General features: G+C 54.8%; 29 protein-coding genes. 26 read left to right on the top strand and 3 right to left on the bottom strand.

Annotated elements, in window-relative coordinates; all coding sequences use genetic code 11:
• Positions 1–52 precede the first annotated feature (52 nt).
• The 7 genes from ACH2DG_RS05100 to ACH2DG_RS05070 all read left to right on the top strand — a co-directional run bounded on the left by ACH2DG_RS05100 (position 53) and on the right by ACH2DG_RS05070 (position 5,613).
• Positions 53–406, top strand: a complete 354-nt coding sequence (locus ACH2DG_RS05100; protein ID WP_395024608.1) for a DUF4148 domain-containing protein — start codon at positions 53–55, stop codon at positions 404–406.
• Between the two features lie 224 nt (positions 407–630).
• The gene (locus ACH2DG_RS05095; protein WP_395024607.1) at positions 631–1,089 is read left to right on the top strand and encodes a hypothetical protein; all 459 of its coding nucleotides are present in this window, start codon (positions 631–633) and stop codon (positions 1,087–1,089) included.
• A 162-nt stretch (positions 1,090–1,251) separates the two neighbouring features.
• Positions 1,252–1,656 (top strand): hypothetical protein, encoded by a 405-nt coding sequence (locus ACH2DG_RS05090; protein ID WP_395024606.1) that lies wholly within the window; start codon positions 1,252–1,254, stop codon positions 1,654–1,656.
• A complete protein-coding gene (locus ACH2DG_RS05085; RefSeq protein WP_395024605.1) occupies positions 1,653–1,994 on the top strand; it encodes a hypothetical protein in 342 nt (113 codons plus the stop codon). Before ACH2DG_RS05090 ends, ACH2DG_RS05085 begins: the two co-directional genes overlap by 4 nt.
• Positions 1,995–2,450: 456 nt before the next feature.
• A complete protein-coding gene (locus ACH2DG_RS05080; RefSeq protein WP_395024604.1) occupies positions 2,451–3,848 on the top strand; it encodes an Ig-like domain-containing protein in 1,398 nt (465 codons plus the stop codon).
• Between the two features lie 351 nt (positions 3,849–4,199).
• Positions 4,200–5,012, top strand: a complete 813-nt coding sequence (locus tag ACH2DG_RS05075) for an SDR family NAD(P)-dependent oxidoreductase (protein ID WP_395024603.1) — start codon at positions 4,200–4,202, stop codon at positions 5,010–5,012.
• Between the two features lie 208 nt (positions 5,013–5,220).
• Entirely contained in the window at positions 5,221–5,613 is a 393-nt protein-coding gene (locus tag ACH2DG_RS05070) for a VOC family protein (protein WP_395024602.1), read from the top strand.
• A gap of 731 nt (positions 5,614–6,344) precedes the next feature.
• Here ACH2DG_RS05070 and ACH2DG_RS05065 read toward each other — a convergent pair.
• Together ACH2DG_RS05065 and ACH2DG_RS05060 are read right to left on the bottom strand one after the other, a co-directional pair.
• A complete protein-coding gene (locus ACH2DG_RS05065) occupies positions 6,345–7,805 on the bottom strand; it encodes a hypothetical protein (protein ID WP_395024601.1) in 1,461 nt (486 codons plus the stop codon).
• Between the two features lie 477 nt (positions 7,806–8,282).
• Positions 8,283–8,381 carry a hypothetical protein gene (locus tag ACH2DG_RS05060; RefSeq protein WP_395024716.1) on the bottom strand — a complete coding sequence of 33 codons (99 nt, stop codon included), beginning with the start codon at positions 8,379–8,381 and terminating at the stop codon, positions 8,283–8,285.
• 858 nt (positions 8,382–9,239) lie between these two features.
• Here ACH2DG_RS05060 and ACH2DG_RS05055 point away from each other — a divergent pair.
• From ACH2DG_RS05055 to ACH2DG_RS04965, 19 genes are all read left to right on the top strand, one after another.
• Complete coding sequence (locus tag ACH2DG_RS05055; protein WP_395024600.1) at positions 9,240–9,509, top strand: helix-turn-helix transcriptional regulator; 270 nt, start codon at positions 9,240–9,242, stop codon at positions 9,507–9,509.
• Positions 9,506–9,925: an ogr/Delta-like zinc finger family protein gene (locus tag ACH2DG_RS05050; RefSeq protein WP_395024599.1), complete on the top strand. Its 420-nt coding sequence runs from the start codon at positions 9,506–9,508 to the stop codon at positions 9,923–9,925. The genes ACH2DG_RS05055 and ACH2DG_RS05050 overlap by 4 nt, the downstream gene beginning before the upstream one ends.
• A complete protein-coding gene (locus ACH2DG_RS05045; RefSeq protein ID WP_395024598.1) occupies positions 9,922–10,209 on the top strand; it encodes a hypothetical protein in 288 nt (95 codons plus the stop codon). Before ACH2DG_RS05050 ends, ACH2DG_RS05045 begins: the two co-directional genes overlap by 4 nt.
• On the top strand, positions 10,163–11,008 hold the full coding sequence (locus ACH2DG_RS05040; RefSeq protein ID WP_395024597.1) for a hypothetical protein: 846 nt from the start codon (positions 10,163–10,165) through the stop codon (positions 11,006–11,008). The genes ACH2DG_RS05045 and ACH2DG_RS05040 overlap by 47 nt, the downstream gene beginning before the upstream one ends.
• 50 nt (positions 11,009–11,058) lie before the next feature.
• Positions 11,059–11,394: a phage tail assembly protein gene (locus ACH2DG_RS05035; protein ID WP_395024596.1), complete on the top strand. Its 336-nt coding sequence runs from the start codon at positions 11,059–11,061 to the stop codon at positions 11,392–11,394.
• Positions 11,395–11,420: 26 nt separating this feature from the next.
• Positions 11,421–11,558, top strand: a complete 138-nt coding sequence (locus tag ACH2DG_RS05030) for a GpE family phage tail protein (protein ID WP_395024595.1) — start codon at positions 11,421–11,423, stop codon at positions 11,556–11,558.
• A gap of 11 nt (positions 11,559–11,569) precedes the next feature.
• A complete protein-coding gene (locus ACH2DG_RS05025) occupies positions 11,570–11,845 on the top strand; it encodes a hypothetical protein (RefSeq protein WP_395024594.1) in 276 nt (91 codons plus the stop codon).
• A gap of 27 nt (positions 11,846–11,872) precedes the next feature.
• Positions 11,873–14,434, top strand: coding sequence for a phage tail tape measure protein (locus tag ACH2DG_RS05020; protein ID WP_395024593.1), 2,562 nt, complete (start codon positions 11,873–11,875; stop codon positions 14,432–14,434).
• Between the two features lie 135 nt (positions 14,435–14,569).
• Positions 14,570–15,316 (top strand): hypothetical protein, encoded by a 747-nt coding sequence (locus ACH2DG_RS05015; RefSeq protein ID WP_395024592.1) that lies wholly within the window; start codon positions 14,570–14,572, stop codon positions 15,314–15,316.
• A 170-nt stretch (positions 15,317–15,486) separates the two neighbouring features.
• Positions 15,487–15,702 carry a helix-turn-helix transcriptional regulator gene (locus tag ACH2DG_RS05010; protein WP_395024591.1) on the top strand — a complete coding sequence of 72 codons (216 nt, stop codon included), beginning with the start codon at positions 15,487–15,489 and terminating at the stop codon, positions 15,700–15,702.
• Positions 15,702–15,956: a helix-turn-helix domain-containing protein gene (locus ACH2DG_RS05005; RefSeq protein ID WP_395024590.1), complete on the top strand. Its 255-nt coding sequence runs from the start codon at positions 15,702–15,704 to the stop codon at positions 15,954–15,956. Before ACH2DG_RS05010 ends, ACH2DG_RS05005 begins: the two co-directional genes overlap by 1 nt.
• Positions 15,957–16,372: 416 nt before the next feature.
• Positions 16,373–16,576: a hypothetical protein gene (locus ACH2DG_RS05000; protein ID WP_395024589.1), complete on the top strand. Its 204-nt coding sequence runs from the start codon at positions 16,373–16,375 to the stop codon at positions 16,574–16,576.
• Between the two features lie 3 nt (positions 16,577–16,579).
• Positions 16,580–17,047: a hypothetical protein gene (locus tag ACH2DG_RS04995; protein ID WP_395024588.1), complete on the top strand. Its 468-nt coding sequence runs from the start codon at positions 16,580–16,582 to the stop codon at positions 17,045–17,047.
• Positions 17,048–17,049: 2 nt separating this feature from the next.
• Positions 17,050–17,265: a hypothetical protein gene (locus tag ACH2DG_RS04990; RefSeq protein ID WP_395024587.1), complete on the top strand. Its 216-nt coding sequence runs from the start codon at positions 17,050–17,052 to the stop codon at positions 17,263–17,265.
• Positions 17,262–17,735, top strand: coding sequence for a hypothetical protein (locus ACH2DG_RS04985; RefSeq protein ID WP_395024586.1), 474 nt, complete (start codon positions 17,262–17,264; stop codon positions 17,733–17,735). Before ACH2DG_RS04990 ends, ACH2DG_RS04985 begins: the two co-directional genes overlap by 4 nt.
• Before the next feature lie 6 nt (positions 17,736–17,741).
• Positions 17,742–19,757, top strand: coding sequence for a replication endonuclease (locus ACH2DG_RS04980; RefSeq protein ID WP_395024585.1), 2,016 nt, complete (start codon positions 17,742–17,744; stop codon positions 19,755–19,757).
• A 20-nt stretch (positions 19,758–19,777) separates the two neighbouring features.
• Complete coding sequence (locus ACH2DG_RS04975) at positions 19,778–20,572, top strand: TIGR04255 family protein (protein ID WP_395024584.1); 795 nt, start codon at positions 19,778–19,780, stop codon at positions 20,570–20,572.
• A gap of 12 nt (positions 20,573–20,584) precedes the next feature.
• On the top strand, positions 20,585–21,217 hold the full coding sequence (locus ACH2DG_RS04970) for a hypothetical protein (protein ID WP_395024583.1): 633 nt from the start codon (positions 20,585–20,587) through the stop codon (positions 21,215–21,217).
• A 12-nt stretch (positions 21,218–21,229) separates the two neighbouring features.
• On the top strand, positions 21,230–22,060 hold the full coding sequence (locus ACH2DG_RS04965) for a hypothetical protein (RefSeq protein WP_395024582.1): 831 nt from the start codon (positions 21,230–21,232) through the stop codon (positions 22,058–22,060).
• An 8-nt stretch (positions 22,061–22,068) separates the two neighbouring features.
• Here the strand turns inward: ACH2DG_RS04965 and ACH2DG_RS04960 are convergent, their stop codons facing one another.
• Entirely contained in the window at positions 22,069–23,337 is a 1,269-nt protein-coding gene (locus ACH2DG_RS04960; RefSeq protein ID WP_395024581.1) for a tyrosine-type recombinase/integrase, read from the bottom strand.
• Positions 23,338–23,475 lie beyond the last annotated feature (138 nt).

The raw sequence follows: 23,475 nt of genomic DNA, 5'->3' as shown, positions 1-23,475 counted from the left end.
CTCGAATGTTTCGGCCTCGAGATGACCCGAACCCCACACAAAGGAGCAACACATGCAAAAGACGCAAAAGACACGCCACCCCGCACTGGCCGTGCTGGTCACAGCAGCCGTCTTCGCCATATCCGCAAATACAGCGCAAGCTGCGGAGTACATTCATCAAACCAATACGGAAAAAGGGTATGTGACAGTGCCTGAGCATTTCAAGAGCACCAAAACGCGCGAACAGGTACAGGCAGAAGCTGCCGAGTACTTCAAAAGCGGCAACGCCGACGACATGCGCCGCGGAATCTGGCCTCCCCGCACCCAGCAGCAAACCTCCGGCATAACCCGCCAGCAGGTGATGGATGCATATCGCAATCAGACCCCTGAAGAGCGCAAGGCCCGCGCTGAGTTGTATCGCAACTAGGAACAAGCGAATGCCCTGGGTGTGCTGCAGCCGCATCGGAAACCGCACACCTTGCTGAGTCAGACGGAAAAGCGCTTGCCTGCACGGTGCCACATCCTGCCAGTTCGTCATGGAGGCCTGGGCCTGCCACGACACCATGAACGTGACAAAGGCACGCCAGCACCTGCTGGCAGCCGTTGCAGATGCGCGCTAAGCTGGCGATCTGAAAACTGGGGATCCAGTCCATGAACGATTCTGTCTCTGCGGCTCTGCAGGCTTATGGGCAAACCGCCTATTTCGAGGCGCTGAAGTTGGCATTCGCACTGGCATGTGCAGAGCGTGTCCGCCACCTGCTCGAAGACGAGGGGGTACTTCGATGTCTCGATACGCTCGGTGAGTACGTCGCTGGACGCGCGGACCGATGCACACTTGACAGCGCCGCATCTGAAGCATCTGCCCTGGCAAATCGCCACCAGGGCTCACGCTCGTTGGATGGCGTTGGGCACGCAGCGGTATCCGCCAGCTATGCCGTTGCGAATGCCCTGGCTGGCCGTGCAGTTCAGGCGGCCGACTACGCTGCCTATGCTGCGGTCTACGGCAGCGGTGGCTATGGCGCGGTTTGCGATGCGGATTCATTTCTCCCAGAAAGGGCCTGGCAACTTTCGCAACTGCAAAGGATTGCAGAGAAATTCGCCTTGCAATGAAAGCTGGGTCTGCGCACAAGGGCTGCATGGGCAGCTCTTGGCCAGACAAAGGTTAGGGCAAGACAATGTCGTCCATCAAGAACATGCGCAACCATCAAATCATCAAGTTTTAGCGATATTTAACGATAGGATGAAAACTTCAGCGTTCTAAAAGTGAACACCATGTTCCGCGCCCTGGCCCTCACCGTTCTCTGCCTCGGTTTTTCAGGGATTGCAGCCATGGCTGCGCCTTACCAAGCCGGTGTTCCCCGCCTGGCGGCAAAAGAAGATGGAGGGGAGACCAGTAGCAGCATCATCTGGTACCCAACCGATGCGGCCGAAGTTCCCTGGCAGGCGGGCCCTTTCAGGATCGCCGCCAGCCAGGACGCGTCGGTGGCGCCTGGGCAATTTCCTGTGGTACTGCTGTCACATGGTCGCCAAGGCGGTTTCGTTTTCGTGGACCCATGCCCTGAGGCAGTCGCCGCAGAATCGGCCCTGGTCTGCCTCGACGAGCCCGGTGTTGATCGGCCTGCGGTTCATCGCAGACTGAAGAGCGAGGTCACGGAATTTCTGAAGGGAAATCTGTGAAGCACAGCATCCTCCGCCCCCGTGCGCAGGCTACTGCACTGTTTGTCACCCTGGCAGGGGCGGCAACTCCATGGATTCGGCTGGCCATTCGAGGCCATGTCGAATTCTGCGATGGGGACTGCAATGCCAAAGATTGGTTGGACCATGCAGAAACCATCGGCGCACTGCTCTCCATGGGCATTCCGGCTGTGATGGCGTGCAGCCTGGCCTTGTGGACCCAGCGGGGTGATGAACAACACGATAAGCCCCTTGCCGGCTGGTTGTTCATCCTTGTCGCTGCCATTGCCAGCACCGTATGCCTCGCAAAGCTTCGGCAGGCCTACTTCGACCAGTTCTAAAAACGCGTTTACGATCCCTGCGCAGCCGGGTTGGAGAGCAATCGGGATGGGCTCAAAGTACTGGATCGCAGCTTGCACCGGGGCGCAAGCAAGGGCGAGCGCGCAGAAATCGCCCGATTTCACGCCAACCCAGAAGGACCTTCTAGGGATGCTCGGTCAGGAACTCCCAGCCTTGTCATACGTTTGTTCTGCCTGCGGCTTCACCCTACGCGGCCCAGCACCTGGACTCAACCGCAAGCCTGCAATTTGATGGGTTGCGTTAGTAGCTCCAAGCGAGGTGAGAAGTCTAATTAACGAGAAAATCTGTCAAATCGTCATATTCAACGCGCTGGATTTCATCTAAATCAACAATTGCAAATTGCAGCCTGGAAGATACATTGCCCTACATCAATCAGATCTGATTTGCTATAACCAAATCTGACCACTCAATCTATAACTTTCTAAAAAAGGTGTGAGATGTATAAACAGATCATTCAAGTCAAAATACCGAATTTGAGAAATGCATTGGCCCTGATGAGTGGCGTCATCTTGGCAGCTTCGGCCAGTGCAGCAACAACCCAAGTCTCAGCGAACTCGAATTACTTCAACGGTTGGCAGTTCAATACTTCTACGTCTCCGGGAACTGGTTGTATTTCCGAAAACACTTCAGCCACCACCGTGTTTGCCGGCACGCTTGGCTCGGGAACCTTCCAACTCGCGGCGGATGCATCGCCCACTCCTGAGCAATGGCAGAACTGCCCGATATGGACCTTTGGACAAGGGATGCCTGCTGGCATCGGTGCGCCTCCGAGTGTGAGCGCGGTCAATATCCGCAGGGGAAATACGCAATACACCTTTCCTCAGGCGCTTCCTGTTGGCACGACTTTCTTCGTACAGGATTTGGATGCTCAAGAATCGGTGAACGTTTCATTCTTGAGCTGCTCTGGCCAAGCAATCGATGCAAGCGGCTTCGATCTGCTGCGAGTATCCAACCCTTCTGCAACAACCCCCAGTGTCACGCCCGGTGCTAGCTGGTCCGCAACCAGAGCGAGTCTTAACGCCAGCTCTCCTAATGAATTGTTTGGAATCACTATCCGCGATAGCAGTGTATGTTCCGTTCGGCTCGTCAGCACCGCAAATAGCAATAGCGGCGGAGAGCTATTCTTTTTTGGTCTTCCTGCCGCCACAGTGACTGCTGTTGATGACACGGGGACCACAACCCCTGCAGCGCCAATTACTGTCGATCTGCGTGCCAACGATTTCACGAACCAGCCTGGATACGTAAGCTTGAACACGCCAACCATCACCACGCAGCCGACCAATGGCACCGTGTCTATTGATGGTTCTGGCAATGCCGTATATACGCCAAACGCCAACTTCACTGGCACCGATACCTTCAAGTACCAAGTCTGCACGCAAACTGCAGTTCCGCAATGCGCGCAAGCTACGGTGGCCATTGCGGTGAACGCGGTGCCACCAGCTCCTCCAGTCATCAACGACGCGAGCCATACGACTCCAGTGAACACTCCGGTCAACGCAAACGCAGGCTCTGGCGGGCAAGTGCCTCCCGGCTCCGCATTCCAGACAGCGATTCCGCCTGCACATGGCCAGTTGACGATTGATCCAACGACTGGCGCATTCACATATACACCCAGCGCCAATTACGCGGGCACGGACACCGCAACTGTTCGAGTGTGTCTACCCGCTCCAAACAGCACGGTATGCGATGACGCCGTCCTGACCTTCAATGTGCAAGGCGGCGGAGGCGGTTCTTCCCCAACCTCAGTACCTACGCTGGGTGGATGGACGTTGATCGGATTGACCACGCTCGTCGCAATGCTTGGCTTTGGTCAACTTCGTAGGCTCCAGCGCTGAATGCCAGCTGCCTTCGGGCGGCTTTTTTATTCCTTGTTCGCATTGCATCGAACAGCAACGCCTGAACCCCGCTACAGACTCAAGAACGAAAGCAAGACAAGGTAATCCCTGCTTCCATCAAAAAATGCGACCTCCAGCAACCAGGGTCTAGCTCCTCACTGCCGAGAGGCGAAAAATCTCATTGAAACTGATGCCCAAGTTTTTTGAAGCAAGCCCCAAAGCGCAGCTCTGACCGGCCAGGCCGATCTATAGGGCCTCAAATGCTCTCTGCGCCAAGCTCATGCGGAAAAGTCCTAGTTGCCAATTTCATATATAGTTGTATATTGCAACCTAATCCAAAGGGGTATGCGCATGAACCTCCGTTCAAATCTACTGGACCTTGCCGGGCCGGTGCCCGTGTTTGCGCCTGCAGCGCGACTTGCGGGCCACATATGTCTTGTTATGGGAGCCACAAGTGGTATAGGACAGGCAACGGCATTGCGCATGGCGGATGAAGGGGCTGCCGCCGTAGTGGTTACCGGCCGCCGCCAGGAATTGGGGCTGGCGCTGGCCCAGGAGATCAGACACAGAGGATCTAATGGGTTGTTTCTCGCTTGCGATGTGACTCGAGAAGCAGAAATAGCGGACATAGTGGCGCAAGTCACATCTCGCTTTGGCCGCCTGGACGTTGCCTTCAATAATGCTGGATTTCAGGAACGACGCGCCCCGCTGGCAAAGCAAGATGACGCAGTCTATACCGAGGTATTCGACACCAATGTCCGCGCAATTTTTCATGCAATGCGCCACGAAATAGTGGCCATGCAGGCCTCAGGCGGAGGGGCCATCGTGAACAACGCCAGCGTCAGTGGGATTCGCAACCCTAACCCCGGGCTGTCGCTCTATGGCGCATCAAAGGCCGCAGTGATCTCTCTTACACGCGCAGCAGCGATGGAGTATGCGAAGGAAGGCATCCGCATCAACGCGATCGCGCCAGGCCGTGTAGTCACAGACATGATGCTGAGCTCGGGAATTGCCGACATGAACGCTGTTGCGGCAGGACTACCGCTGGGGCGAATGGGCCACCCGCAGGAAGTAGCAGCCGCGTTAGTTTGGCTCGCATCAAACGAATCAGGATTTGTGGTCGGTCATTGCCTGGCCGTTGATGGTGGCTTCCTTGCTGGCTGATTTGGTGAGCAACGGCTTGTTGTATTGAACTGTGCAGAAAGTGCTAGGTCAATACAGGGGATCACGCCTTTGCGCGCCAGCGAAGCCGAAATGCTCGGATCTTTTGGAATCAATGTCTCAGTCATCGCTCATCCCGTCGCCGAAGCGAGCTATAAAGGAGTTAGTCCTCCCCCCGCCCCTCCAAATCCTCTAAGAATTCAGGCAACAAATGAAACTCGGCTACACGATCATCTACGTCCCACAGGTATCCAGGACACTGGAGTTCTTCGAGAAGGCTTTCGGGCTTCGCAGGAAGTTCCTGCACGAATCAGGGGACTATGGCGAGCTCGACACAGGCGAGACTACGCTGGCCTTTGCTTCTCACGAACTGGGCCAGGCCAACTTTCCCAAGGGTTACATCGCAGCCAGTGACTCACTTCTGCCACTGGGTGTTGAGATCGCGTTCACGACGGATGATGTTCCCGCTGCCTTTGACGCTGCAGTAGCCGCAGGCGCCAAGGCCATCAAAAGCCCAGAAGTGAAACCCTGGGGACAAACTATCGCCTATGTACGATGCCCAGACGGGACACTTATCGAATTGTGTACGCCTATGGGTGAGTGATCTTATTCAGGCAACAACTCAGCCAACGACAAGCCTGCACTAGCGGGCTTTTTGCGGTGGGTGGCTCCAGTGGTCCTGAAGCAGGAACCCTGGTTATAAAAATAATCAATATATACTGATTAAAAACCAGGAGAAAAAGTGAAACTCAAGTGTGGATGAATCGATTCGACGCACTCGTCACGAGACGCCATATTCAGGAGAGGGATATGCAAATTGGATATAGATGAAGGTATTTACAAAAGCTCCATCTTTCAAAAAGTTGGTAATCGAAATGGCACCGTGCTGCAAGTTCGTGATAGATTTTGCAATCTGACCGGCCTGGGCGACATACCTCTCGATTGAGGTAAAAGACACTCTCTAGCCGATTTCTGCAGTTCTACAGCGAGCCCTCCTTGACCCTGAGCAACGCCCCCTCTCCCCCCTCGCCAACCATCGCTTTTACTCTAGAAACGTAGGCCTTCCGCATATAGAAGATTCACCACATGGCTTGGAAGAACAAAAACATCTGGAAGGTAACCCTGAGTTGGCCTATTTACATCAAGGCTGCATTCGTTGCCTTGGTACTACTCTGGGTGGGACTGTTCTGCGCCCTGAGGTTGGAGTGGTTCTGAGATCGAGGGGCAGCTCTACCGCGAAGGCTTGTAACGGAGACTGGATCGGGCTGACTGGGCTTTTTTCGGAATCCGATCCAGCATTAAAAAGCCACCCAAAGGTGGCTGTGAAATCAAGCGCTACTTGCGCTGGCGTCTTAAGTGCGCTACTCCAAACATTGCCAATAGTCCAGCCAATGCAATGGCCGCCAACTCCCCAATGGCAGGTACAGGTGTTGCAACTGGAGGCGCAACACCATCGTCATTTTGTATCTCAACACTGTCTGAGCGTATAGATACAGTGTATAGCGGTGCAGTGGAAGGTGTGGGATCTGCAATTGTCATCACAGCAGTCACATTGCCATCGCCTACAACTGTATTGGCGACAGCAGAAATATCGCATGTAGCTGAATCCTGGCCCGCAGGGATAGTAATGCTTGTACGGTTAGTACAGGCGCCATTAAATCTTGCTGTACTGGCTAAAGATTCAAGGCTAATATTGAGATCGCTGCTAACAACCGTATCTGCTTTGATAGTGCAAATAGCTTGCTGGTTATCCGAATCCGTTAGGATTTTCGGGGTACAGCTAATGGATACGCCTGGAGGGAAGGCGGCACCAGTTAACTGCACGGTCGCAGTTGCTGTTTTGCATGCATTTGATTGAAAATCAGAGACAATATTGGTGTCGTACTTTGGACATATCTGGTAAGTCAGCGTTTTAGTGCCAGGTTGTCCTGCTACTACACTGATGGTCCCATCTGCATTGAGAGTCAAACCCGGGTCAGCTGTCACAGTGCTTAGCACATAAGTGCCGGCCTGCAATGGAAGTTGATTTATTGAGTCATTGTCTTGCACTTTGACTGTAGTGGTTCCACCACTTTGCGCCGGAAAGCTGAAGACGCCATCCGCTTGTGCTTGCACAGAGACTGTTTTCATGTAGACCGTAACATCGTCGATCATGCCCCTGCCATCAGCAGCTCCCAGTTGAGACAAGTACATACGGAACTCATAGTCATTGTTTGGTGCAAGAACAATTGGCTTTTTATAAGCCGGCAAATTTCCTTGTTGAGGCTGAATTTCAGCAGCTTGCATTGGCCAAGTCTGGTTGTTTACAAAAAAGTAACTTGCCCACTGATTTGCAGATCCAACATTCACCACTGATCGAACTTGAGAGAAGTTAACAGTGCTCCCCAAAGGATAGCCAACATTAGAAGTCAAGTCGTGCAAGACTGCCTTGACTTGGAACTGCTGACCATAGCCAGTATTATTGAGTGAATATCCCGCCAGATTAAGCACAATATCCGCATTAGCTACGCCTCCGGTTTTAAAGCGAAAGCTGACATATTTTGCTGAATCTTCGGCGGGAGGAAGACCTGTCAGAGCGAGAAGTGTCACATTCGACGCGACCCTCGTCATCCCAGATATGCCAATTGGATCAGCTTGCGGCACCAGTGTGGTGTTGGCGAGCGAGGGAGCCAGGGTGCCTGCGGGCGAGTTGAGTGTCCAGCCTACTGCGTATTGATTGGTCTCTGTCTGAGCATGTGCTGCAACACACGAGGTCATGAGCAGAGCGGCAGCCAAGCGGACTTTTATCTTTTTCATAAGATTCTTTGTGTCAAAAGGTAAGTGGTGAATGGTACCCTCAACCATCTGAAGATTTGATGCAACATGTGCTTTCAGAGAGTGATTCACTTTTCAGAACAGTTTCTGTATATGAAAAGAGACAAACCGAGCATGCGATAGTCTGGAGGTCTCAGCCGCCTTGCTTATCCCACCCTTGTGCAATTTTTCGTTGCCTGTGCCATCGAAAATCCGCCGAAGCGAGCTTGTCCTCATCCGATACCACACCTCGCCCGCCCCTACTCTCCCCCTCATGTCCAGGCTCGGGTCGGAAATGCTCATCGGAGAGCGCTACCTGCATTGGCGACGGTGGACGCTGGTACTCCAATTGGCGCCGGATGGCATGAAAAAGCCCCCTTGCGAGGGCTTCTGCTGGACACGAACGCTTACATGATCTTCGGTACAGTACTGCCAGCGAAATGATCAGCACGGGTATGGATCTCCACACAGTGGGCGGAGTCATTGAATACAAGTCAACCGTGAGCACCAGGTGATACAGCCATCTGGTAGCACAGACGCTTCGGAATGTTGTAGCGTTGGTGGGCAAAAAACCCGCACATCCAAAAAAGAAAAGCTGCGTGAGAAGCAAAAAAGAGAGCAAAGAAAAAGCCCCTGTATTGCTACAGGGGCTTGAATTTCTTGTCCTGCGTCTTACATCAATGAATCACAAGCATTTGATTTATTTTGATTAAATGAGTTCTAAATTTTTTTGGCATACACAGCGGCATACATAGGATAGCTCGTTAAGCAGAGCCGTGTATGGTCGTACAAGGTGATAGCTTGCTATAAGTTAGCAAAAACCTCAATTCATATCTGCAGAAAGCACAGCTGCACGCCGCCACCGACCAAAGACCTCGCAGACCTTAAACACACGCCACGCATCGCCCGTTGAATAGTCGCAAGCGTCCGCACCCTCTGGCCCGATACGTACGGGCCTAGTCATATGGGCACCCAGGCCATCGACCTTAGACCGGACGCCCACCCAAGACAGGCCAGCCAGCGCGGCAGGCGCAAGGCCATAAAACAGCCAGCAACGCAAAAGCACTGCCATGCACCCCTACCCCTTGCCTAGTTCACGCGGCAGCCTTACAGAGGCCAGCGTGACCTACCTGCCCCACTCCCGCATCACCTCTCCGCGCGCTAGCGAGACCCCGCCCCGCCCGCACTCTTAATGTATCGCTTTCGTCGGTACCGCCGACACCGGCACTTTTCAGCGCTGGTGCGGTCTCGCGGGACGGCTTTGCCCCTTTGGTAAGTGTCGGGATTCGTCGAGAAATGACGGAGGTGGCGCGCGAAAAGCTTGCGCACCTTTTGGCGAGGCATCTGCGTTGCCGAAAAAGGCGCTGCTTTCTGTGAGAAACACAGTCACAACCTGTGCTGCGTGACTTCTCACCGCCTCAAAAGCACTATTGAGGCATGGAAAAGAAGACCCCCACCTCAGCCACAAAATTTCCGCTGATTTCGCAGCTGCCAAGTACGTACCACGACCGCCTGCTGCAAATCAATGTTGTTCAGCAGCTGGCGGGGGCTGGCCGCCAAACCATCTACCGCTGGATGGACAGTGGCGCATTTCCCCTGGCAGTTCGTGTGCACGGCAAGCGTATTGCCTGGAAAGAATCTGAAATCAATGCCTGGATCGACAGCCGCCCACGTGCCGATCTGCCATCTTCAAAGGAAGCGAAATGACAGCCCAGGAAAACAGGGCAAGCCGTTTCTTCATTCGCTGCCCGCATTGTGAAGCTCAGGCCAAGGTGCGCACCAGCAAGCAAGAAACCAGAACCATGCGCAGCTTGATATGTCGATGCACCAATGTGCTGTGCAATTTCACTTTCGTGGCGAGCTTTGAGGCTATTCAAACCATATCGCCATCGGCTATGCCGCATGCAGAAGTAAATCTACCCAGTAGCGACTACGCCATTGCATTGCTAAGAAAAGAGGCGCTTGCTGCCTACAAAAAGCCGGTGCAAAAAGAAGCCGATACACAGAGAAATTCCATTAAGCCCATTGCAGCGATGCAGCCTCAAGCCAGCAGCCAGGCACACCTACCGCAGTGGCATTCGTTGATTCACTACACCGTCACCCCTAAACAGGAGCGAACATGACCACCCATCGCCTGAACGACCAGAAATACAGCCTCAAAGGCGCAGCCCAATGCAGCGACAAAAACGGACGCAAAACCAGCACCCTGGAAGTACTGGCCGGCGCCAATGGCGCGAATTTCTCCAGCGAAAGCGCCCCCATCCATGCCCAGGTAGTGCTGCAAGAGGGGAGCGGCCCAAATGCAGAGCCCATTGCCTACTTCACTACCGAGCAAGCCCGTCAACTGGCCACGGCACTAAATGCTGCTGTCGGCGGCCATGACGCCGTTCAACTGGCCGACTGCTAATCCCCTTGAAAACCGCACCAATCCAGCCATGACCATTACACATACTCCTGCCAACGCCTTTACCCAAGAAGCCGAAGAAGCCAAAGCCACTTGGCTGGATGCGCAGGCCCGCCTGAGGGCTGCGCGCGAAGCGTTCAACACCGGCGCCGTGGTTCGCTTGAAAGAGATTTTCAGCAACCAGGACTCCTTGAAAGCCAAGCTGGAAGCCGCCCGCCTGGAACGCGAAAAAGCCGAGTCCGAATTCAAATCCGCGTTCGAGGCTGCCGGGTTTGAAAAAACTGCAGCGGTGCAAAAAATCCTCAACAAAAAGAACGACGCCATTGCCATCTGTGAAGAGCTGGAAAGCGCTATTGCCAGCATGAAGGCCGAGTGTGCGGAGCACCAGCCGCTATTTATGCAGGCCAGCATCGAGGCTGAAACGTACCAGGCAGCCCATGGTTCTGCCTTTTCTGCAGGCGCGCGGTTTCATGCGTTTGCACTGCTGGAAAAACACGGGCCTGCAATGGCCGACGCACTTGCATTGATTTGCAATGTGCGATCTGGCAACGCAGCGGTCGAGGCTGACATAGGCCCATCACTGGGGTTCAGCCCAGAGACCGCCCGGATCACCCTTGAAAGTCGGATGAGCGTATTGCTAAGCCTGTTGCGTAGCAAGTCCATGGAAGCTCCCAGTGGCATCACCCAGCCCATTGCCGATGCCATCGGCACGCTCGACCTCGGGCCGATGAACGGCCGCAAATTGCTCACCCCTGCCGACCATCACAAGCTCAGGTTCGTGGCTGAAAACCGAACTGCATGAGCACCGCTTACCTCGCCTCTACCACCCCATTCAACAAAGGAAACAACACCATGACCGAGACCGCAACCAGCCAGACCCAAACCCTCGAAGGCGAAGAAATCATCAATGGCCGTCCTGCCCGTGCCATCACGCTGCAGCAGCCCATCACTCGTGGCGCGCAAGTCATCACCAAGGTGCATGTGCGCAAACCCAAAAGCGGCGAGCTACGCGGCATCGACCTGGGTGCCATGCTCAATGCCAATGCCGACGCCATCATGCAAGTGCTGCCCCGCGTGACGGAGCCACTTCTGGTGAAGCACGAGGTGGAAAACCTTGACCCTGCCGACCTGCTCATGCTGGGGATGGCGTTGGTCAGTTTTTTCGTGCCGAAGGCAGAGCTGCAATAGCACTGCCAAAACACATTGAGGAGGCAATGGCAGACATTGCCTTCGTCTTCCACTGGCTGCCCAGCTGCATGGATGCCATGGAGCTGGACGAATTAGTAGGCTGGCAGCATTTGGCCGTACAGCGCTTCAACACCGTCAACGCACCGCCTGAGCGAAAGAGCTAAGATGCCCCTTCATGAATCCACTGCTGTTTTTTGCGGGCATTGCCGCGTACTACAAGCTGGAAGAAGTGCTGGCCGAACGCGAGACCGCGCAAACCAAACGCGAGCTGGCCTTGATCCAGTTGCGCGTGCGGGCCGAGCAGTTGCAACAAGAACTGGAAGACATGCAGTTCGACCAGACCCTGGAGCCCAGCCGGCACAACGCCAAGCAGCTGTGCGCTGCCCAGCAGCGTGCAGATCACGCGCAAGAAGCACTACTGATGGCAAAGGCTGGCAGCACTCTGCGCTAAACCGCCTGGCACGCTGTGAGGTGTGCCATGGCTGACAAACTGCGTCTCGAAGTGCTGTTGGCGGCTGTTGACAAAGTAACCGGCCCGCTCAAAGCCATCCAAACCGGCAGCCGTGCTACCGCCAAAACTTTGGGCGAAGCCGAGCTGGCCTTGAAAAAACTGCAGCAGCAGCAACGCCTGCTGCAAAGGCTGGATGATGCCAAGCCTGATTTGATCCGCGAGCGCGACAAACTGCGCATGCTCAAAGAACAGCTGTCTGCCATGCGCGTGCAAGGCATTGCCAGCAAAAAGCAGCTGGACAGCAAAGAAAAGGAAGTTGCCCAGCAGGCGGCTGCCTACGAGCGTCAACGTGTTGCTGTCATGCGCTTACGTTCTGAAGTGACGGCCCTGGGCTTGGGCAGTGCATCCCAGGCCCAGGCCAAGCTGGCTACCAGCATTGGCGCCGCCAACACCCAGATTGACGCCCAGCGTCACAAGCTCGAACAGCAGCGCCAGGTAGAAACGCGCTTGGCCTCTCTGCGCGAAAAGCACGGTGCCACCATGATGAAGCTGGCCAAATGGGGCGGCGCAGCCGTAGGCGTGCAGATGGCCGGGCAAAAAATGAGCAGCTGGGTCAAGCGCCCGGTGCAAGAATTTGCGGACGCCGAACAGGCCCGTACTCAGCTGCAAGTAGCCTTCATGACCAAAGACGGCGGCGCATCGGCAGAACTGCAGCAAATCACCGACCTGGCCCAACGGCTGGGCGACCGCCTGCCCGGCACCACTTCCGACTTCATCAACATGATGACTGCGCTCAAAAAGGAAGGCATGAGCGCTAAAACCATCCTGGGCGGCCTGGGGGAGGCATCGGCCTACCTTGCCGTCATGCTGGAAGAAACGCCCACGGAAGCGGCTAAATTCGGCGCCAAGATGCAAGACGCCCTACAGGCTACCGAATCCGAGATGATGGGCATCCTCGACATGCTGCAGCGCAGCCACTACGCCGGCGCAGACGCGCGCTACATGCTGGCCGGCTTCGGCAACATGGCACCGGTGCTCAATATCATCAAGAAAAAGGGTATGGAGGCGATGAAAACGCTCTCGCCCATGATGGTGATGATGAACCAGGCCGGCATGACCGATGGCGGTAGTGCTGGCAATGCCATCCGCAAGGTGTACCAGTACACGATGGACGCCAAAAAACTGGCAAAGGCCAATGAGGCCGTCAAGAAGGCTGGCGGCAAATTCCGGCTTGATTTCAGCAATGGCAAAGGTGAATTCGGCGGGCTGGAAAACATGTTTTCCCAGCTCGAAAAGCTCAAAAACTTCAACACCATGCAGCGGGGCAGCATCATCAAAGAGCTGTTTGGCGACGATGCCGAAACTCTGCGCGTGCTCAACCAATTCATTGAAAAGGGACTGACAGGCTACCAAGAAACCGTGGTCAAGCTGCAAGACCAGGCAGACCTGCAAGAGCGCGTCAACAAATTGCTGGGCACCCTGAAAAACGTGGCCGAAGCCGCCCAGGGCAGCTTCACCAACCTGCTGGTCGATCTGGGCGAGTTGATAGCGCCAGAAGCGAAAGCCGTGCTCAACTGGCTAGGCGACATGGCCGTCAGCATGAAAGCGTGGGTCAAAGAAAATCCGCAAGTTGCCAAAACCCTGATGCTCATTGCCGCCGGCGGCGCTGCCGTGCTCACCGTTTTGGGCACCCTGGGCATTGCCTTGGTGGGCGTGATCGGTTCATTGGCCATGCTGCGCGTGCTCTCAGGCCGCGCGCTGCTCAACCTACTAGGCATGCGGGCAGCCGGTGCCTCCGCTGCAGCTGGCACCGGCATAGCCGCCAAGGCCGTGCAATGGCTGGTATCAGCTTGGGGCGCCTTCAAAGCCATGGGAGTGGCCGGTATCTTCCGCGCCATTGGGTCGGCCATCACTGGAGCGCTCTCGCAACTCTCCAGCCTGCGCGGCGTGTTTGGCCTGCTCAAAGGTGGCCTGTGGGGCTTGCTCAAACTGGTGTTCACCTTTGCCCGGGCCAATCCGGTAGCCGCAATTGTTATGGGCATTGCCGGTGCTGTGGCGGGTTTTACAGCCCATTGGGACAAGATCAAAGAGTTTTGGGATCAGGGTCAATGGTGGAACCTGGCCAAGGAGATATGGGCAGCCATTGAATGGGGCTTGAATGCCGCGTCGCTGGGCTTGTACGACTTCTTCATGACCATGGCCAAGAAGGCGCTTGGCGCTGTGTGGGAGGGCATGAAAAGTGCTGTCGGTGCAGGCAGCACTGCAGCCGACGATTCACCTGTGCAAGTGGCAGGTCGAGCCAAAGCCACGGCGGCGGCATTTGCGTTGGCCACTAGCGCAACGGCTGGGCCTTCGGTAGGCGCACAGGCGCTACAAGATGGTCAGCAGTTTCAGGTCAAACAAGAGCTGCTCACCCTGCAACCCAAGGCAGCCGCCCCGGTTTCGGTGAGCAGCAACAACACGTTCAATATCACCGCCGCACCGGGTATGGACGAGAGAGCCGTGGCGCGCGCTATCACCTTCGAGATGGATAGACGCGACCGCCAGACAGCTGCTCGCCGAGGCAGTTCACTTATGGATATTGATTAAACGCGACACCCACCCTACTTTATCGGCACCGTCTCGCTGCTACCATTGAACATGCCAGCCCTAGGCTGATCCCCGAACACCTGTGACCCTGACAGGCTGGGCTGGCATTTCTGACAGGGGCATCGAGGGATGCGTATGGCAAATGAAAATTATCAACCTGAGTCATGGGTTGAGATACGTTCGCTTGAAGAACTGCTACAACAAGCAGAGGCGAGAAAATCATCACACGACACTTTGACGGAAAAGTATCGTCTTATCCACGTTGATGTTTTCGAGTCATTCTTCAACAAAAGCCTTGAGATAGATAGAGGCCCTAACCTGAGCAATCCCCACGTGATTGAGTTTCGTCGGCGAGAGGCCATAGAAGCTGCGATCAAAAAAGCACGCGAACTTCAAAAGTCTGCGTCTGAAAAAAGCAAATCTGAAACAGACTTGCAAATCGCCAGAATTCAAGAACTGACGCGCTGGGATGACGAGGAACGAGCAGCTCGCCAAGCACTAAAAAATGGATTAAAAGAGCTATATAAAAGACCAGAAATTCGGAAGTCCGTTCATTGTTTGGCATTGCTCAACATTCTCACCAATCGATTGAATGGAATTGAACCATTCGCTGATCTATTAGCCCCCATTTCCAAGAGTGAGGAACGGCGAAAGAGCTCCAAAGGAGGATTGACTAAAGCAGCGAACGCAGAAGACAGTCCAAACAAAATAGCAGCTAAAAACTTCGCTGATATATGGTCAAGAAGGCCTGAAATCTATAAAAATTTTGCCGAGTTCTGCAGAGTTATGGAGGACAAAGGACTTGCTTCTGAGTCTTCGTTGAAGCGCTGGAAACGGGATGATTGGATAGAAGGTCCTCACAAACCAAAAAACATTGATTGAGCGTGTTGAAAATATCGCTTAATTGTGTCTAGGCCATCAGGCATCGGTTTTTTAGGTTCACCTACCGCTAAGTGAACCCGTTTCCCAGTCCATCTAGCGCTAGACGGACTTTTGAGACAACCTCTTTTCAAATGAAATACATGCATCCCAACCAACAAGGATGCATGAACATGGCACTTCTTAGAAAACACAGCGCAGCCGCACTGATCGGGCTGAGCAAAACGGCCCTCGACACCATCGTCAGGACTGATCCCAGCTTCCCCCGCCCCATCAAGCTGGGCGAACACCGCCAAAGCGCCGTGCTGTTTGACGAAGGCGAGTTGAACGCCTGGATTGACACCTTGAAGGCTAAACGCGGCAGCCAAGCTGCACAGGGGGTGATGTGATGCAAAAGCTCGCTACATCCAACCACAGCGCAACCACTGCCATAGGCCAGCGCTTGATGATTCTGGAGGCCCTGAAAGCTGGGCCTAAAACATCGGATGAACTGCGCTGCATGGGCGCCTACTCGTCCAACTCCCGCATTGCCGAGCTGCGTAAAGCGGGCCACGAGATCATCACCAATTTTGTGGACACCTTTGACCGCGATGGCTACCGAAGGCGCTTAGCGCTTTACCAGTTGGAGGGCGAGCCATGCTAACCACCAACGCACGCAAAAAAAATGCGCCTGGAACCACAACAGCAGTTACCAAGGCGCTCACGCATACAAAGCAAGATTCTACAGAACAAGCCCCACAAAAAGCCATAGGCACCGGGGCCACACAAATTGCAGCACCACAACTGCAAGTTTTGGGCTACACTATTTGCAAGCCGAGAGGCCCGGTGCTTGAAAACACCATTGGACAAGAGGTTGCAGCCCCCACCGTCAAGCGGGGTTTTGTCACGCCCAATTTCCGGGGGCGGGTGCGTCAGCACCTACCCCGTACGGTTTCGGGTGGGATGGTCCATACCGTAAGGCTGGGCGCACGGCTTGTCCCGTGTTTTCAACATCCCACCCACCCTATGCGCTTGAAAACGCAAACGGTGGCTTTCTTGACTCGACAAGGAGCCTTGACCATGACTGTAACTATCACGGCCAGCCGCAGCGCTGCCCCCTCCAAACCTAACACCATTCCAGCAGACCATCTGCATGCCGTGCTGGGGGCCTTCAACGCCACCAACTTGGCGAGCAGCTACATCGAACGCGGCAACTTTGCTGCCGCCCGCCGCAAGCTGGTGCTTGCGCTGGCAGCCATCAACCAACTGCAAGCGGAGGTCTAAACCATGACCTCCATCAAGATAAATCCCGTGCCAGCCACGGCAGGCACAAGGCTGCCAATACCTTGCGTGGGCTGCCATGCCATGTACTACGACACTGCTACTGCAGATGTTTTTGACCAACTGCAAGAGCAAAGCCGCCAACAGTACCGCGAACAATGCACGGCAGTATCACCCGATGCCAAGCCCTGCATGCAGCCCAGCGTCGTGACATTAGCCAAAAGTGCTGACAAACTGGCCTTTCGCGCGGTAGATGCCATTGGCCATTTGCGCTACGCCATGCAGGCCTATGAAGGGCTGGAATACATGGTGTCTTGCGCTGCCGACCATGCCATGCCGCAGCCAGAAAAGCTCGGCGCCATCATCCGTGCCAGCAACGAGGCAGTGAACAGCCGCCTAGAAACCCTGGATGCTGCGCTCGCTGAGTTGCGCACCATTTTGAAAGCCGCGCAGCCTAGTCAAGGGAGGGTCTAAGCATGGCAAACGCTGCCCCCTCCATGCCCGTAGCACTCAGCTTTTACGACCTGAGCGATGCCGACAAAGCCGACCGAGCCTATTGGGCGATAGACCGCGCATGCGCTGGCGAAGCGCCACAGCCAGGCGATGAAACCGCCCTGCTCTTTGCACTGGGCTTGGTTGACCGTGTGGCGCAGGCACTGCGCGCAGCACTGCCGAAAGGTGGTGCCGCATGAAACAAGACCGGGCCGAAGCGGAGGCCATTGCCAATGCTTTGCTGCACCGTCTGCAGGCATTCCCGGTAATTGACCAGCCGTATGCGCAATGCCTAGACCCTGACTTGGTGCTGCTTACCCCGTTGCCCGTGGCAACGCCTGCGGCATTTGTGGGGCCACCAGAAAAAGGCATACCCACACGCCTACGACCACAGTTTGCAGAGCTACGCGACTACTTTGCCAACAAGGCCGGCAATACCGCCCACAGCGGCGTAATGGATGCGGAATGGGCGCGTATGCCCCTGCCCTGGCGCATTGTGATGCTAATGATGGGCGGCGTGGGCGATTTGGATACGGATATGCACCAGCTTGCTGCACGCAGCTGGCAGCTGATACCGCCCAAAGAGCGCGATGGCATACGCTCTGCTTTGCGAGAAGCCTTTGCCGTGCTGGGCCGCACACAAGCGCTGCGACTGCGTACCACGGGATAGCCTGCGATGCCTGCTATTGCGCGAAGCCTGCCTAACGGCAATCTAGCCGACTGGGCGGCCAACAAGCCGCGCTTGCACATGGTGACCTACCACTTGGAGCGGATTGTGAATGCCGCGCCAAGCGGTTGGCGCCAAGCGATACGTGCGCGCTTCCCTGTCAACGATGCTGCATCGCCCTTCCAAGAAGGCACCAATGAACATGCCCGCTGGTTTTTAGAGCAGCCACCCGATTGGGTAAAGGCTTGGGACAAGCTGCAAGAATTGGCAGACTTTGACGATGCCTATGGTGACGCCTCGCGCCTCAACCTGAGTGATTTTGAAATTTGCACCTGGGCCAAGCAGCTGGCCGCGCAGGTGGATGAATTTATGGATGGCTGCGAGCTGGCCCGCTTTAGCCTGGCAGAGCGTGGCCAGGCGCTGACCATGATGCTGCGAACCACTGGCACGCTGACTGCTGAGGATTTGGCGGGCTTGTTCAAGTTCAAGGATGGCGATACACCCCAAGACAAAGACCGCAAGATTGGCGCCGCCATCAAGAGATCTTCTGACGATGGCTGGTGGCGCCGCAAGTTGCGCCGTCTGGTGGCCCGCGTGGTAGAGGCCGGGGCCATTCGCCTGGGGCTGGTCAATGTGGCCAAGGGCCGCTATATCAGCCAAGGTGGCCTGGTACGCCGACAAGCACAGATCAAACGCAATACCGAAGCGCTGCAGCGCAGTCTTTACCGCAATGAGGCTGGCCAGGTCTACACCCTGGCCGAGCTGGCCGCACTGAGTACCGCCAACCCATTGGTGCGTGGCGGCGAGCTGATGACGCGCATCCGTGGCGCCGAAGAGTACGCCGACAGCCATGGCCATGTGGGCTTGTTTATCACCCTCACCTTGCCGAGCAAGTTCCATCCCGTCACCATTCGCGCAGGCAAAACGCGCCACAACAAAAAGTACAAAGGCGCCACGCCCCGCGACGGCCAAGAATGGCTGCGCGATACCTGGGCCAAGGCGCGCGCCAAGCTGGCCCGTATCGGCGTCAAAATATACGGACTGCGTGTGGCTGAGCCGCACCACGATGGCACGCCGCATTGGCACGCGCTGCTGTGGACTGAAAACCAGGCCGACGCCATCACCTTAGAAAGCACCCTGCGCCAATACTGGCTGGCCGAAGATGGCCAGGAACGCGGCGCGCAAGACAACCGCGTGTGCATCAAGCGCATGGACCGGGGCGGCGCCGCTGGCTACGTGGCCAAATACATTGCCAAGAGCGTAGGCCATGTTGCGCTGACAGAACACCAAGATTTGGTGAACGGCGACCAGATAAAGATGGAATTTGGCGAAGAAACCAGCCAGGGCCACCAACGGGTTGATGCCTGGGCGGCCTGTTGGGGCATTCGCCAATTCCAGACCATTGGCATGCCAAGCGTAACGGCCTGGCGCGAGCTGCGCCGCGTGAGCAAAGACCAGCTCGACCTGTTCAACCAAGAAGGCGACCGCCAGACCATGAGCGCCTTCCGCGCATGCCACCGCCAGGGCCACTTGCGCGCGGACTGGCGCGTGTTTATGGAGGCCATGGGCGGCCACGCCTTAAAGCGCCATGAGTGGCACCTACGCACCGTGACAACGATGGTGGAAGAAGGCCAGGTGAACCGCTACGGCGAAGCGGTAGAAGTGGGCCGCATCGTGGGCCTGACCCCGCAACGGGGCCGCATGTGTGGCCGCTGGCTGGTGAGCCGCCGCATTGCTTGGATGCCGGTAGCCGGTGAAACCAGCACGCACGCCGCGCATGCATCCAACCCCGAACACACCACCACCGCAGGCCAAGCGCAGAGCGCAAACGCCGCGCCAGTCCGGCAGGCTTTGCCTGCCGCTTGGACTGGTTTCAATAACTGTACGGCGAGGCTGACGCATGGGTTGCGCAAGGCGTTAATGGGATGTAATGAACAGATTAGCAACAGTCAATCACCACAAAATTTACACTCCCACCGCAACAACAGTTGTCAATCATGGTGTAAAGTGTCAACCTGTCTGTAAAGTAAACACCAGAGAACATCATGGGAACAAAACTGGCTAACGCGCCGGTGTACTACACAATCGCTCAAGTTCAGTTCAATCACATTCTGGACTTAGATAGCTTTGTCTCGACGATTCAGTCCAAGATGCGTGAAGTTCGCTTCTTAGACTTCAAAAGACAAATGGTTCAGCGACTTGAATTTCCCATAATGGGCTTGCAAAATGCTCAAGCTGTCCCCCCTGCATTAACTGCTCAAACACGATACATGTTTGGTGACATAGATGGGCAGACAGCATTTATCTTAGATACCAATTCACTAACGCTGCTTACGACCGCTTACGACACGTTTGAAACATTTTCCAAGACATTTTTAAATGGTTTGGAGATTGTCAGCAGCTCGGTGCGCCTCGATCTTGTTGAGCGCATCGGTATTCGATATTTGGATGCGGTACACCCCTCAGAAAATAGCGAATCCCTTCGGGACTATTTCATACCCGAAGTGTTGGGACTTTCGCAACATGGGCATGGACAACTGCAACACTCGTTTAGTGAAACCACTGTCATGACGACCGCTGGCCAACTCATATCTCGAGTGTTTATACGCGAAGGGCAGGTAGGGTTGCCAAATGAACTTGGCGAAACACCTCTTTCTATCAATCCACGCTTCACTAAGTACAACGGATTGCACGCAATCATTGATACAGATGCCTCTAGTGTCATACGCATTGCATTTGACCCGAATGAAGTATTACATCGCCTGTCAGCACTTCATGAAGAAATTGCCAACTCCTTTAATTCCATTGTTACCGATCATGCTCGCACATCATGGGTTTAACAAGGACGCTCAATGAATAACACATTGAACTATGACTATGGTGGATGGCTCGCTGAAAGCACCAAATCCACCGGACCTTCTTCACCTTTAGTTCGGTGGGTTGGATGGTTTGCGGCTGCAAGCACCGTGATTGCGGGCATTGGCACTGGCGGTGTGCTTTCCCAACGCGCCCTATCGCATCCCGAACTACACGCATCCTCGTTGAATGCAGCAGTAGAGTCGCAACCATCGCGAACTCCCATAGAAAATTTGAAGCACATTCGAGAGGTGTTAAAGCCTGCTGTTTCTGATCTCGCTACAGCATTTGGAGTCTCTCGTCAGTCCGTCTATAACTGGCTTAATGGAGAGCCAGTTGCAGACGAAAATGCCGCAAAACTCCAAGACCTTGCGGATGCGTCTGATGTCCTAGTTAGCGAAGGGCTGACTATCAACTCCGCGCTTATGAAGCGAAAAATTTCCAATGGCCGCACCTTGATGCAAGTAGCAGCATCAGGTGAATCTGTAACCAATGCAGCTCGCTCGCTGGCCCAAATTTATAAGCGTGAAAGCATACAACGCGAGCAATTGAATGCACGATTCGCTAATCGCACTAAGAAGCCTGCAAGTGCTGATTTCGATTTCACCGCCTCAAATGACCAAGCATGAAGGTAATTGATAGTGGAATGGAATCGAGATACCCCTTGGAGGCAAGGTCATCTGCTGTGCAGTGAGGCAATCAAAGCTTTTAATTTAGGAGACACCAACCAGACGCTCGCCATTGTTGCCACCCACGATTGCGACCTCGCTCAATCTCCTGATGGCGAGCCCAACATTGAGATTATTGTCGGGAGCTTGATTAACGAGGCAAACGGCAATGTCACTCATGCCAAGAATTCGCGAAAGCTACATCTCGAATTCATAGGAGAGCAGCCTCTGTGGTCTGAATTTCAAGCAACTGCAAAAATATCCATTGACAAAATGGAGCTAAATAAATTCAAACCTCGCTTGGACTTTCTACTCTCACCAGAGAACAGTGCCGTCTTTCAGATGTGGCTTGCAAGCCGCTATCGAAGATCTGCATTCCCAGACGAATTTGAACGTCGCCTAGTGAAAGAATGCAAGTTAGCAGAAAAAATTGCTAAAGCAGTGAAACCTCATGGGGAACGAATCGTTGGAGTGTTCTTTGACGTCGATGAGGGGGTAGAGACGACACGCAACGGCCCCGATGACACATACACTCTGGATATCGTCATCCTTCACTCAGCCGACATAGAGCCCGCCTCAACGCCTTCGCAAGATGCGGCAAGCGCAGCAGCAAAGGCGATAGAAGATTCATTTCAGGACAAACTATTCAAGCCAACTGGAACTTGGCAGCACATAGAGCTTAGATTCTGCGAATCCATTTCAGAAGCAACGTTGACCTACCAACAGTTCAAGCAGATGAAACGCTGGAGACTAGATCACATTAGCTTAGCAGCTGAGCCACAGCACCCCCAAGTTGCAGAGTAAGTAGGAACCTATCCACCAGAAGCAACAGAGTCACGTGCGGCCATCAAATCTATTTCGTCCGCCCACCACTGCATCAAGGGCCGTCTCGCCTCAATGTATGTGGCCAAGTTATAGGTCCCTCGCACACCCTGGGTCACGTGTGCCAGAGCAGACTCGATAAGGTCAGAGCTGAACTGCTGCGAATCGTTTGCAGCAGTGCTAAAAATGTGACGAAACCCATGAGGCGTCTGCCGCCCCTCATAGCCTAGGTGGCGCAACGCCATCAAAAAGAACATGCCGCTCTTGGGCTTCTTGGCGTCGCTGCGGCCAGGGAATAAGAACAAGTAGTTTCCGTTGAAGTGCTGCAGCTCCTTGAGCAGCGCCAGGGCCTGTTTTGGCAACGGGATCACATGCGGCTCGCCGTTCAGCTTCTCCGTTTTTTTTCGCTTCATGCGGATGGCTGGCACCGTCCATTGCGCTTTTTTGAAATCAAATTCACCCCACTCTGCCTCTCGCAGTTCCGAAGGGCGGCACGCCAGCATCATCAACAGCTGCAAGCCTATCGCCCCTTCTCTGGAGTTGTAGTGCCGAATGGCGCGAATCAGCTCGGGCAATTCCGGCTGGGCCACATGCTTCATTGCCACTGCCTTGCGTGTCTCCAAACGCTTGTGCATCGTGGCCAGAGGGTTCGCCTCCATGCGATCGGTGCTGACAGCCAGGTCAAGAATGTCTCGGCACATGGTGAGCACGCGGCTCGCCATCTCTACGATGCCCTCAGCCTGCATGGCATGGAAAAGATCAAGCCATTCTTTGGCCTTAATTTCGGTGTAGAGGCGCGCGCCTAGTTTTGGCGAGATGTGTTTTTTTAGAGACGCCTCATTTCGAACATAGGTGGCATCAACCCAGGTACGCTTTTTGATGGCCAGCCACTCTTGCGTTAAGGCATCTAGGGTGCATTCCGCCGAATCTTTGGCTTCGCCTTTTAGTCGTGCCTGCGTGTCGCGCAAAGTCTCACCAGCCAACATAGCCCCCACCAACTCGGCCTCTTTCACACGGGCTTTAGCCGCGGACATTGTTCCATCGCGCTTGCCGTATGCGCCAATGCCAAAAAATGACCAGTAGCCAGGTCGCACCTTGTAACGCAGTTCCCAGGACTTGCGACCGTCTGGGCGTACGTACAGGTGCAAATTGCGGTCGGAGGTGTCTCTGACCCGATACCCACTGGCCTCTGGCTCCAGGGCATCAATGGTGGTGTCTTTGAGGGGATGGTGCTTTTTAGCGAGGTCTGCGCGTTTCATGTATGCCACCAGTTCTATTTTTAGAAAGCATACATGACGGCATACATATTTGCCATCGTTGTATAGGAGCATACGCGGCCATGCTCGTCCATGAAAAATGGCGTAAATGCTTGAATACAAAGAAAAAACCCACATGCG

The organism is Comamonas odontotermitis, assembly GCF_040396735.1.
GTDB classification, from domain to species: domain Bacteria; phylum Pseudomonadota; class Gammaproteobacteria; order Burkholderiales; family Burkholderiaceae_C; genus Comamonas; species Comamonas odontotermitis_C.
This window is presented reverse-complemented; position numbering and strand designations above follow the sequence as displayed.

Excerpts from the sequence above, each read along its gene's own strand:
- ACH2DG_RS05100 (WP_395024608.1), top strand. The coding sequence starts at position 53 with ATGCAAAAGACGCAAAAGACACGCCACCCCGCACTGGCCGTGCTGGTC.
- ACH2DG_RS05095 (WP_395024607.1), top strand. The coding sequence starts at position 631 with ATGAACGATTCTGTCTCTGCGGCTCTGCAGGCTTATGGGCAAACCGCC.
- ACH2DG_RS05090 (WP_395024606.1), top strand. The coding sequence starts at position 1,252 with ATGTTCCGCGCCCTGGCCCTCACCGTTCTCTGCCTCGGTTTTTCAGGG.
- ACH2DG_RS05080 (WP_395024604.1), top strand. The coding sequence starts at position 2,451 with ATGTATAAACAGATCATTCAAGTCAAAATACCGAATTTGAGAAATGCA.
- ACH2DG_RS05075 (WP_395024603.1), top strand. The coding sequence starts at position 4,200 with ATGAACCTCCGTTCAAATCTACTGGACCTTGCCGGGCCGGTGCCCGTG.
- ACH2DG_RS05070 (WP_395024602.1), top strand. The coding sequence starts at position 5,221 with ATGAAACTCGGCTACACGATCATCTACGTCCCACAGGTATCCAGGACA.
- ACH2DG_RS05065 (WP_395024601.1), bottom strand. The coding sequence starts at position 7,805 with ATGAAAAAGATAAAAGTCCGCTTGGCTGCCGCTCTGCTCATGACCTCG.
- ACH2DG_RS05055 (WP_395024600.1), top strand. The coding sequence starts at position 9,240 with ATGGAAAAGAAGACCCCCACCTCAGCCACAAAATTTCCGCTGATTTCG.
- ACH2DG_RS05050 (WP_395024599.1), top strand. The coding sequence starts at position 9,506 with ATGACAGCCCAGGAAAACAGGGCAAGCCGTTTCTTCATTCGCTGCCCG.
- ACH2DG_RS05045 (WP_395024598.1), top strand. The coding sequence starts at position 9,922 with ATGACCACCCATCGCCTGAACGACCAGAAATACAGCCTCAAAGGCGCA.
- ACH2DG_RS05040 (WP_395024597.1), top strand. The coding sequence starts at position 10,163 with ATGCTGCTGTCGGCGGCCATGACGCCGTTCAACTGGCCGACTGCTAAT.
- ACH2DG_RS05035 (WP_395024596.1), top strand. The coding sequence starts at position 11,059 with ATGACCGAGACCGCAACCAGCCAGACCCAAACCCTCGAAGGCGAAGAA.
- ACH2DG_RS05030 (WP_395024595.1), top strand. The coding sequence starts at position 11,421 with ATGGCAGACATTGCCTTCGTCTTCCACTGGCTGCCCAGCTGCATGGAT.
- ACH2DG_RS05025 (WP_395024594.1), top strand. The coding sequence starts at position 11,570 with ATGAATCCACTGCTGTTTTTTGCGGGCATTGCCGCGTACTACAAGCTG.
- ACH2DG_RS05020 (WP_395024593.1), top strand. The coding sequence starts at position 11,873 with ATGGCTGACAAACTGCGTCTCGAAGTGCTGTTGGCGGCTGTTGACAAA.
- ACH2DG_RS05015 (WP_395024592.1), top strand. The coding sequence starts at position 14,570 with ATGGCAAATGAAAATTATCAACCTGAGTCATGGGTTGAGATACGTTCG.
- ACH2DG_RS05010 (WP_395024591.1), top strand. The coding sequence starts at position 15,487 with ATGGCACTTCTTAGAAAACACAGCGCAGCCGCACTGATCGGGCTGAGC.
- ACH2DG_RS05005 (WP_395024590.1), top strand. The coding sequence starts at position 15,702 with ATGCAAAAGCTCGCTACATCCAACCACAGCGCAACCACTGCCATAGGC.
- ACH2DG_RS05000 (WP_395024589.1), top strand. The coding sequence starts at position 16,373 with ATGACTGTAACTATCACGGCCAGCCGCAGCGCTGCCCCCTCCAAACCT.
- ACH2DG_RS04995 (WP_395024588.1), top strand. The coding sequence starts at position 16,580 with ATGACCTCCATCAAGATAAATCCCGTGCCAGCCACGGCAGGCACAAGG.
- ACH2DG_RS04990 (WP_395024587.1), top strand. The coding sequence starts at position 17,050 with ATGGCAAACGCTGCCCCCTCCATGCCCGTAGCACTCAGCTTTTACGAC.
- ACH2DG_RS04985 (WP_395024586.1), top strand. The coding sequence starts at position 17,262 with ATGAAACAAGACCGGGCCGAAGCGGAGGCCATTGCCAATGCTTTGCTG.
- ACH2DG_RS04980 (WP_395024585.1), top strand. The coding sequence starts at position 17,742 with ATGCCTGCTATTGCGCGAAGCCTGCCTAACGGCAATCTAGCCGACTGG.
- ACH2DG_RS04975 (WP_395024584.1), top strand. The coding sequence starts at position 19,778 with ATGGGAACAAAACTGGCTAACGCGCCGGTGTACTACACAATCGCTCAA.
- ACH2DG_RS04970 (WP_395024583.1), top strand. The coding sequence starts at position 20,585 with ATGAATAACACATTGAACTATGACTATGGTGGATGGCTCGCTGAAAGC.
- ACH2DG_RS04960 (WP_395024581.1), bottom strand. The coding sequence starts at position 23,337 with ATGAAACGCGCAGACCTCGCTAAAAAGCACCATCCCCTCAAAGACACC.